The organism is Azospirillum sp. UFLA03-27 (genome assembly GCF_059803775.1).
In genome coordinates this window covers 1-9,503 of record NZ_JAUQTX010000250.1, presented here as the reverse complement: position 1 = coordinate 9,503, position 9,503 = coordinate 1, and the positions used below count along the sequence as shown (strand labels likewise).

At 68.9% G+C, this 9,503-nt stretch carries 8 protein-coding genes; 7 read left to right on the top strand and 1 reads right to left on the bottom strand.

Translation table 11 applies throughout. The features are described from left to right. Window positions 1–78 precede the first annotated feature (78 nt). The 3 genes from rpoN to ptsN all read left to right on the top strand — a co-directional run bounded on the left by rpoN (window position 79) and on the right by ptsN (window position 2,605). Window positions 79–1,392, top strand: a complete 1,314-nt coding sequence (gene rpoN / locus Q4I23_RS26665; protein ID WP_498528209.1) for an RNA polymerase factor sigma-54 — start codon at window positions 79–81, stop codon at window positions 1,390–1,392. Between the two features lie 123 nt (window positions 1,393–1,515). Next, window positions 1,516–2,112: a ribosome hibernation-promoting factor, HPF/YfiA family gene (gene hpf / locus Q4I23_RS26660; protein WP_014198054.1), complete on the top strand. Its 597-nt coding sequence runs from the start codon at window positions 1,516–1,518 to the stop codon at window positions 2,110–2,112. A 34-nt stretch (window positions 2,113–2,146) separates the two neighbouring features. Next, window positions 2,147–2,605, top strand: coding sequence for a PTS IIA-like nitrogen regulatory protein PtsN (gene ptsN, locus Q4I23_RS26655; RefSeq protein WP_014198055.1), 459 nt, complete (start codon window positions 2,147–2,149; stop codon window positions 2,603–2,605). A gap of 145 nt (window positions 2,606–2,750) precedes the next feature. On the opposite strand, the gene ubiG is transcribed toward ptsN, so the two are convergent. Next, window positions 2,751–3,512 carry a bifunctional 2-polyprenyl-6-hydroxyphenol methylase/3-demethylubiquinol 3-O-methyltransferase UbiG gene (gene ubiG / locus Q4I23_RS26650; protein WP_498528208.1) on the bottom strand — a complete coding sequence of 254 codons (762 nt, stop codon included), beginning with the start codon at window positions 3,510–3,512 and terminating at the stop codon, window positions 2,751–2,753. Window positions 3,513–3,668: 156 nt separating this feature from the next. Here ubiG and Q4I23_RS26645 point away from each other — a divergent pair, with 156 nt between their 5' ends. From Q4I23_RS26645 to Q4I23_RS26630, 4 genes are all read left to right on the top strand, one after another. Further along, window positions 3,669–4,904 (top strand): aspartate kinase, encoded by a 1,236-nt coding sequence (locus Q4I23_RS26645; RefSeq protein ID WP_200479511.1) that lies wholly within the window; start codon window positions 3,669–3,671, stop codon window positions 4,902–4,904. A 26-nt stretch (window positions 4,905–4,930) separates the two neighbouring features. Further along, entirely contained in the window at window positions 4,931–6,037 is a 1,107-nt protein-coding gene (locus Q4I23_RS26640) for an NAD(P)H-dependent flavin oxidoreductase (protein ID WP_237905391.1), read from the top strand. Between the two features lies 1 nt (window position 6,038). Then, window positions 6,039–8,339 carry a phosphoenolpyruvate--protein phosphotransferase gene (gene ptsP / locus Q4I23_RS26635; protein ID WP_498528207.1) on the top strand — a complete coding sequence of 767 codons (2,301 nt, stop codon included), beginning with the start codon at window positions 6,039–6,041 and terminating at the stop codon, window positions 8,337–8,339. 220 nt (window positions 8,340–8,559) lie between these two features. Next, a partial coding sequence (locus tag Q4I23_RS26630) for a helix-turn-helix domain-containing protein (RefSeq protein ID WP_498528206.1) occupies window positions 8,560–9,503 on the top strand: 944 nt, incomplete at its 3' end.

Sequence of the window (9,503 nt, the reverse complement as noted above, 5' to 3'; positions counted from 1 at the left end):
TTATAGTCTCGTGGGCTCGGAGATGTGTATAAGAGACAGGCGGTGGACCTCGCCGCGCCGGAGGAGCGCCAGCCGCCGATGACCGACGGGCGCACCCGCGACACGGTGGAGATGACGTCGTCGGAGACGATGGGATCGGCCTCCGACGCGCCGCTCGACACCGATTTCGAGAATGTCTATTCCGACGACCGTTTCTCCGATGGGACGGACGGCTCCAGCGACGTCTACGGCTCCTGGCAGGAGCGCGGCGGCCGCGGCGGCTTCGAGGACGACGAGTCCAACCTGGAAGCCACGCTGACCGGCCAGAAGAGCCTGCGCGACCATCTGACCGAGCAGCTGAAGATCGACCTGCCGGACCTCGGCGACCAGCTCATCGGTCTGGCGCTGATCGACATGCTGGACGAGGCCGGCTGGATCACCGGGCTGGAGGTCGAGAGCCTCGCCGGGCAGCTCGGCTGCGCTCCGGAACGGGTGGAGCGGGTGCTCGCCGCCTGCCAGCGCTTCGACCCGCCGGGCATCTTCGCGCGCTCGCTCAAGGAGTGCCTGGCGATCCAGCTGCGCGAGAAGAACCGCTTCGACCCGGCGATGGAGGCCCTGCTCGACCATCTGGAGCTGCTGGCGGCGCGCAACCTGCCGGCGCTGATGAAGGTCTGCGGCGTGGACGCCGAGGACGTCGCCGACATGGTGGCGGAGATCCGCAAGCTGAACCCCAAGCCGGCGCTCAGCTTCGACCACACGCCCGCCCAGCTCGTCACCCCCGACATCCTGATGCGCGCCAACCCCGGCGGCGGCTGGCTGATCGACCTGAACCCGGACACTTTGCCGCGGGTGCTGGTCAACCACCGCTATTTCGCGCGCATCTCCGGCACCGCCCGCAACAAGGCGGACAAGGAATACATCACCGAGCGCTTCCAGTCGGCCAACTGGCTGGTCAAGTCGCTGCACCAGCGCGCCACCACGATTTTGAAGGTGGCCAGCGAGATCATCCGGCAGCAGGACGCCTTTTTCATCCACGGCGTCTCGCATTTGAAGCCGCTGATCCTGCGCGACATCGCCGAAGCGATCGGCATGCACGAGAGCACGGTCAGTCGCGTCACAACCAACAAGTTTATGGCGACGCCGCGCGGCGTGTTCGAGTTGAAGTATTTCTTCACCTCCGCCATCCAGGGGGCCGACGGGCAGGCGGCCCACTCGGCGGAGGCCGTGCGTTACCGCATCAAGGCGATGATCGACGCCGAGAAGCCCGAGGACGTGCTGTCGGACGATAAAATCGTCGAAATTCTTCGTGGTGAAGGGATCGACATTGCGCGCCGGACGGTCGCGAAGTATCGTGAAGCGATGCGCATTCCGTCATCGGTGCAGCGACGCCGTGCCAAGATGTCACGCATGTAACCGGGCCGGGAGGGGGCCGTCCTTGATTGACAGCCCATACCGCCGTCACTATGGTCCCCGTCCGCACGTGGCGGCCTTCCGTCGTCCTATGTCTATCGCGGACCAGATTGGAAACATCCCAAAATGCAACTGACCGTCAAAGGCAAGCAGCTTGACGTTGGCGACGCTCTGCGCACCCACGTCGCGGACAGCCTGAACACCATCGTCGGCAAGTATTTCAACAAGCCGATCGAGGCCAACGTCGTCCTGACGCGCGAAGCGCACCTGTTCAAGGCCGACATTCAGGTGCACGTCGGTCGTGGGATCGTCCTTCAGAGCGCGTCCGACGCCACCGAGCCGTATCCCGCCTTCGACACCGCGTGCGAGAAGCTGGCCAAGCGCCTGCGCCGCTACAAGCGCCGTCTGCGCGACCACCACAGCGTCGAAGCCCCCGCGCAGGAAGCCTTCCCGGCCCGCTACCAGATCCTGGAAGCGGAGAAGGACGAGGCCCATGTGGAGAGCGAAGAGGCCGCTGCCGAAGAGGCGCAGCCCATCGTGATCGCCGAGATGGAAACCAACATCGCGACCCTGGCGGTCAGCGAGGCGGTGATGCGCATGGAACTCGCCGACGCTCCGGCCCTGATGTTCCGCAACGGCGCCCATGGCCGCCTGAATCTGGTCTACCGCCGCGCCGATGGCAACATCGGTTGGGTCGACCCGGCGGAGAAGGCCGGCGCCTGAGTCCGGTCTCTGTTCCAACCACACCCAAAGCGTCATGCTCGATCTCATCACGCCGCACGCCATTCTCCCGAACCTGAAGGCCGGCAGCAAAAAGCAGGCCCTGCAGGACTTGGCGCGCAAGGCGTCCGAGCTGACCGGCCAGCACGAACGGGCGATCTTCGACGTCCTTCTGGAGCGCGAGCGGTTGGGCACCACCGGCGTGGGGCATGGCATCGCCATCCCGCACGGCAAGCTGCCCAACCTCGACCGTGTCCACGGCGTCTTCGCCCGGCTGGAGCGGCCCATCGACTTCGATGCGATCGATGAGCAACCGGTCGATCTGATTTTCCTGCTGTTGGCTCCGGATCATGCCGGCGCCGACCATCTGAAGGCGCTGGCCCGTGTGTCGCGCCTGCTGCGTGACCAATCGATGTGCGAAAAGCTGCGCGGTTCGGACTCGGCGGACGCGATCTACGCGCTGCTGACCCAGCACGAAGCCAGCCACGCGGCGTAAGGCGCGTTTCCTTGCGAACATGAAACGGGAGAGCCGGCGGCTCTCCCGTTTTTTGTTGTGCGGCTCCCGATGCCACCGCCTCTGCAGCCGACATCGGCAACGCGTACGTATGTACGCCCGTACGCGTCGCCGATGCTCTGTACGTTCAGGACCGCTCCGCCCAGCCCATGTAGTTCACGTCGAGATCGCGCGGGTTCAGCCGGAATTCGTCGGACAGCGGGTTGTAGGTGATGCCGGTCAGGTCGCGGATCGCCATCCCTTCGGCGCGCACGGCGGCGGCCAGTTCGCCGGGGCGCAGGAATTGGCGCCAGTTGTGGGTGCCGCGGGGCAGCCAGCGCAGGATGTATTCCGCCCCGACGATGGCCAGCGCGAAGGACTTCGGCGTGCGGTTCAGCGTCGCCAGGAACAGCGCGCCCCCCGGCGCCGTCAGCGCCGCGCAGGACTTCACGAACAGCGGCACGTCGGCGACATGCTCGATCACCTCCATCGCCAGCACGGCGTCGAAGCGCTCGCCGCTGGCGGCCAGGGCCTCGGCGGTGGTGGCGCGGTAGTCGACGGGGGTGCCGGTTTCCGCGGCGTGGGCGGTGGCGGTGCGGACGTTGCGCTCGGCCGCGTCCACGCCGACCACGGTGGCGCCCATGCGGGCGACCGGCTCCGACAGCAGGCCGCCGCCGCAGCCGATGTCGACGATGCGCAGGCCCTTCAGCGGCTCCGCCGCCAGCGGGTCGCGGCCGAAGCGGCGGCACAGCGTGTCGCGGATGTAGGCCAGCCGCAGCGGGTTCAGCCGGTGCAGGGGCCGGAACTTGCCGGTGGGGTCCCACCATTCCGCGGCGATGGCCGAAAAGCGGGCGATGTCCTGAGGGTCGACAGTGCCTGCGGTGCCTGCGGTTCCGGCGGTCGCGGTCATGAAGAAAATCCCGTATGCTTGGATTGCGAGAACAATTGCGGGGCGAACTTGCCTCGCTGTGAGCGACAGAGTATGGATACGCCGCCCCGCGCCGGCAACGGTAGAGCGGGGGCGCGGACTGCCGGCTTTTTTGCCGGCCCAGACATGGTGTGAGGTATGGCGCGGATCGTCCTCAAGTTCGGCGGCACGTCGGTCGGCGACATCGACCGCATCAAGAACGTGGCCCGAAAGGTCGAGCAGGAAGTTAAGGCGGGGCATCAGGTCGCCGTCGTCGTGTCGGCGATGTCCGGCGTGACCAACCAGCTCGTGAAATACTGCAACGACATCGACAAGCTGCACGACGCGCGCGAGTACGACGCCATCGTCGCTTCGGGCGAGCAGGTGACCTCCGGTCTCCTCGCCATCGCGCTGCAGTCGCTCGGCATCCAGGCGCGGTCCTGGCTCGGCTGGCAGATTCCGATCTACAGCGACGAGACGCACGGCAAGGCGCGCATCGTGTCCATCGACACGGCGGAGCTGGACAAGCGGATGAACACCGGCGAGGTCGCCGTGGTCGCCGGCTTCCAGGGCGTGACCGAAAGCGGGCGGATCACCACGCTGGGCCGCGGCGGCTCCGACACCTCGGCGGTCGCCCTCGCGGCGGCGCTGAAGGCCGACCGTTGCGACATCTACACCGATGTGGACGGCGTCTACACCACCGACCCGCGCATCGTCACCAAGGCGCGCAAGCTCTCCAAGATCACCTACGAGGAGATGCTGGAGCTGGCGTCGCAGGGGGCGAAGGTCCTGCAGACCCGCTCGGTCGAGATGGCGATGAACCACCGCGTGCGCGTGCAGGTTCTGTCGAGCTTCGAGGAGGCCGCCGGCAGCGCGCTTCCCGGTACCCTTGTTGTTGACGAGGACGAGATCGTGGAAAAGGAAGTTGTGAGCGGCATCGCCTACAGCCGCGACGAGGCGAAGATCACCCTCATCGGCGTCGCCGACCGTCCGGGCGTGGCGGCCAGCATCTTCGGTCCGCTGACCGACGCCGCCGTCAATGTCGACATGATCGTCCAGAACGTGTCGGAAGACGGCAAGTCCACCGACATGACCTTCACGGTCGGCAAGGCCGACATCGCTCGCGCCGTCAAGGTGCTGGAGGACGCGAAGGCCGAGCTGAACTACAAGCGCATCGTCTCTGACGCCAACGTGGTGAAGGTGTCGGTGATCGGCGTCGGCATGCGCAGCCACGCCGGCGTCGCGCAGCGCATGTTCAAGGCGCTGGCCGACAAGGGCATCAACATCCAGGTCATCTCCACCTCCGAGATCAAGATCTCCGTCCTGATCGCCGAGGAGTATGCGGAGCTGGCGCTGCGCGCGCTGCACACCGCCTACGGGCTGGACGCGGCCTGAGTCGCGGTGAAGGGGGAGGGGCGGCGATGACCGACGCCAGGTCCGACGCGGTCGCAGGCGCCCGACTCGACCGGCTGTGGGAGCGTGGCTGCGCCTTCCTCGGCACGCGCACCGCCATCATGGGCGGTGCGATGAGCTGGGTGTCGGAGCGCCACCTCGTCTCCGCCATCTCCAACGCCGGGGGCTTCGGCGTGCTGGCCTGCGGCTCGATGCCGCCGGACCTGCTGGCGGCGGAGATCGCCGCCACGCGGACGCTGACCGCGAAGCCCTTCGGCGTCAACCTCATCAACATGCACCCGGAGCTCGATCGTCTGATCGACGTCTGCCGGGAGCTGGCGGTGAGCCACGTGGTGATCGCCGGGGGCTTCCCCAGCGGCGCCACCATCAAGCGCATCAAGGACGGCGGCGCCCGCGCCATGACCTTCGCTCCGACGCTGGTCAGCGGCCGGCGGATGGTCAAGCTCGGCATCGACGCCCTGGTGATCGAGGGCACGGAGGCCGGCGGCCACATCGGCCCCGTCTCCACCACCGTCCTGGCGCAGGAGATCCTGCCCGACCTGCGCGAGGTCCCGGTCTTTGTGGCCGGCGGCATCGGGCGCGGCGAGGCCATCCTGTCCTATCTGGAGCAGGGGGCAGCGGGCGTGCAGATCGGCACCCGCTTCGTCTGCGCCACCGAATCCATCGCGCACCAGCGCTTCAAGCAGGTCTTCATCAAGGCCTCGGCGCGCGACGCCCAGGCGTCCGTGCAGATCGACCCGCGCTTTCCGGTGATCCCGGTGCGGGCGCTGACCAACGCCGGGTCGAAGCGCTTCATGGAGCTTCAGCGCGAAGTCATCGCCCGCGTGGACCGCGGCGAGAAGACGCGCGACGAAGGCATTCTGGAGATCGAGCATTTCTGGGCCGGCGCGCTGCGCCGCGCGGTGATCGACGGCGACGTGGAGAGCGGCTCGCTGATGGCCGGCCAGAGCGTCGGGCTGGTCACGCGCGAGCAGCCGGTGGCCGAGATCATCGGCGACCTGATTGTCCAGGCCGAAGCGGCGCTGGCCGCCCGCTCCCCGCACATTGACGCCGATGAGCAGCCGGATATCGGCCGGTCGGCCACCGGTCAATCGGCCATTCTGGGGGCGGCATGAGATGAATGGCGTCGTGGGTGACATCCCCTCCGCCTCGCCGGGCTTCGACGGCGCCGCCTCGCGCCGCCTGCTGGCGCGGCTGCGCGACGTCATGGCGGGCTCCGGCTCGGGCCAGGAGCGGCTTGACAAGATCGTCACCCTGATCGGCATGGAGATGGGGGCGGACGTCTGCTCCTGCTACGTCATGCGGGCGGGCGAGGTGCTGGAGCTGTTCTCCACGCTCGGCCTGAACCAGGACGCCGTGCACAACACCCGCCTGCGCGTGGGCGAGGGCATCGTCGGCGACATCGCCGGCCACGCGCGGCCCATCGCGCTGGACAACGCGCCGTCGCACCCCAGCTTCGCGTACCGCCCGGAAACGGGGGAGGACCCGTTCCTGTCGCTGGCCGGCGTGCCGATCCTGCGCGGCGGCAAGGTCCGCGGCGTCCTGGTCATCCAGCACAAGGACCGCCGCCGCTACACCGAGGTCGAGGTCGAGACGCTCCAGACCATCGCCATGGTGGTGGCCGAGCTGGTCGCCCAGGGCGAGCTGGTCAACCCGCAGGAGGTCGCCTCCACCGGCGATCCGGCGCTGCTGCCGGCCCGCCTGTCGGGCACGTCGCTGGCCAGCGGTCTGGCGATGGGGCTGGCGGTGATCCACCGCCCGCAGCTGACCATCCGCCAGATGGTGTCCGAGGACGCGGAGAGCGAGCTGGCGCGGCTGAACGCCGCCATCGCCACCATGCACAGCGCCATCGACGACCTGCTGAACGCGGCGGCGCTGGCGGGGCTGAGCGAGCCCAAGGACATCCTGGAAACCTACCGCATGTTCGCGGAGGACCGCGGGTGGCTGTCGCGCATCCGCGAGGCGATCCGCATGGGTCTGACGGCGGAAGGGGCGGTGCAGCAGGTGCAGAACGACACCCGCGCCCGCATGAGCCACCTGACCGACCCCTACATCCGCGAACGCCTGCTCGATCTGGAGGACCTGACCAACCGGTTGCTCCAGCACCTCGCCGGGCGCAAGTCGGAGGCCGACGGCGGCACGCTGCCGGAGGACATCGTCCTGGTCGCGCGGTCCATGGGACCGGCGGAGCTTCTCGACTACGACCAGCGCCGCCTGCGCGGCGTGATCCTGGAGGAAGGCTCGCCGTCCAGCCACGTCTGCATCGTGGCCCGCGCGCTGAACATCCCGGTGGTGCAGGCGCCCGATGCGCTGAACCGGATCGAGCCGCTGGACCCGGTGATCGTCGACGGCGACCACGGGCAGGCCTTCGTGCGCCCGGCGGAAGACATCCAGATGGCCTTCGCGGAGGCCGTGGCCCTGCGCGCCCGCAAGGAGCAGATGTACGAGGCGATCCGTGCGCTGCCCTCGGTCACCCGGGATGGCGTGCCGATTTCCATCCAACTGAACTGCGGCCTGCTGATCGACCTGCCGCACCTGAAGGCCAGCGGGGCGGAGGGGATCGGCCTCTACCGCACCGAAATCCCCTTCATGGTGCGCTCCACCTACCCGGACGTCCACGCGCAGACCGACCTCTATGCGCGCATCCTCGACCAGACCGACGACAAGCCGGTGGTCTTCCGCACGCTCGACGTCGGCGGCGACAAGATGCTGCCCTACATCGCGGCCAGCGAGGGGGAGGAGAATCCGGCGCTCGGCTGGCGGGCTATCCGCATCGGGCTGGACCACCCGTCGCTGCTGCGTCAGCAGCTGCGCGCCCTGCTGCGGGCGTCGGCCGGGCGTCCGCTGTCAGTGATGTTCCCGATGATCGCCGAGGTGGCGGAGTTCGACGCCGCCCGCCGCCTGCTCGATCTGGAGATCAATCGGCTGAAGGTTCAGGGCGGCGAGCCGCCCAGCCGTGTGCGCGTCGGCACGATGATCGAGGTGCCGGCGCTGCTCTGGCAGTTGCCGGCCCTGCTGCCGCGGGTGGATTTCCTGTCGGTCGGCTCCAACGACCTGACCCAGTACATCTTCGCCAGCGACCGCGGCAACCCGCGCACCTCCGGCCGCTACGACCCGCTGTCGCCGGCCATGATGAGCCTGCTGCGGCGGCTGGTCGAGGCCTGCGGCGACGCCGATGTCCCGGTCAGCATCTGCGGCGAGATGGCCGGCCGGCCGCTGGACGCCATGGCGCTGATCGGCATCGGCTTCCGCACCCTGTCGATGTCGCCGCCCTCGGTCGGGCCGGTGAAGACGATGCTGCGCTCGCTCGACGTGGCGGCGCTGCGCCAGTACATGAACGGGCTCTATCTGCGCGGTGACCACAGCCTGCGCGACAAGCTGTGCAGCTTCGCCAAGGACCACGGCGTCATCATCTGAGGCCCCGCCCAAGCTTGCGCCCAAGGTCGCTTCCTCCACCCTGGAGCCATATCCGGCGCTGTGCTGTGCCGTGACGGTGTTTTGTTACAGCGGTTTGGACGAAGGGCGTATACAAGAGGGCAGGATCAAGGTCGTTCCCGGTTGCGCCGACGCCGCGGCTGGCGTACCCATGCCGGGACTGCGACCATAAGTCATCCGAGGCGACGGTACGGTTGAGATGATGGCCAAGCGCAAGGTTTTCGGCTCCTACGACTCCGCGCAGGACGGCGCGGCGCAGACCGGCCCCAGCGTGTCCGATACCCTGCGCGAAACGCGCGAGAGCCTCGGCTACGACCTGCGCGAGGTTGCGACGATGCTGCGCATCCGCTACCCCTACCTGCAGGCTATCGAGGCGGGCCGGTTCGAGGATCTGCCGGGCACCACCTACGCCGCCGGCTTCCTGCGCTCCTACGCGGAATGCCTGGGGCTCGACCCGGACACCATCCTCACCCGCTACAAGGACGAGGCGGCGGGCCGCACGCGCAGTCAGCAGCTCTATTTCCCGACTCCGGTGCCGGAAGGCCGCATCCCCGGCGGCACCGTCCTGCTCGGCACGATGGTGCTGGCGGGCATCGTCTACGGCGGCTGGTACTATCTTTCGGCGACCGACCGCTCGATGGTCGATCTGGTCCCGACCCTGCCCGACCGGCTGGTCTCGCTGCTCGACACGCTGCCCTTCAGCGCCAGCCAGAATGGTGGCGGCCAAACCGCGTCGGTGCCGGCTCCCGCCGAAACGCCCGCCGCCCCGGCGTCCGTCCCGACCGTGATGGCGGAGGCTCCGCCCGCCCCGGCGGTTCCGCCGGTGTCCGCCCCGCCGGCGGCTGGTGGAGCGTCCACGGCGGTGCCTGCTCCGACGGCTCCCGCTCCGGTGGTTCCGGTTCCCGCCGCTCCGGCCCCGACCGCCCCGGCTCCAGCCTCTTCGGCTCCGGCGAAGCCCGGCCCCGCCCCTGCGGCGGTGGTCGCCCAGCCGGCGCCGGCCGCTCCCGCCAAGCCGAGCGCTCCCACGGCGGCCCCGGCTCCCGCTCCGGCCGCCCCTTCGACCGCTGGGTCCTCGGCCATGGTGGAAGGCCCCCCGCCCCCCGCCCCGGCCCCACCCGGCGGAGGGGCGGCCGGGGCGGGGGCCGG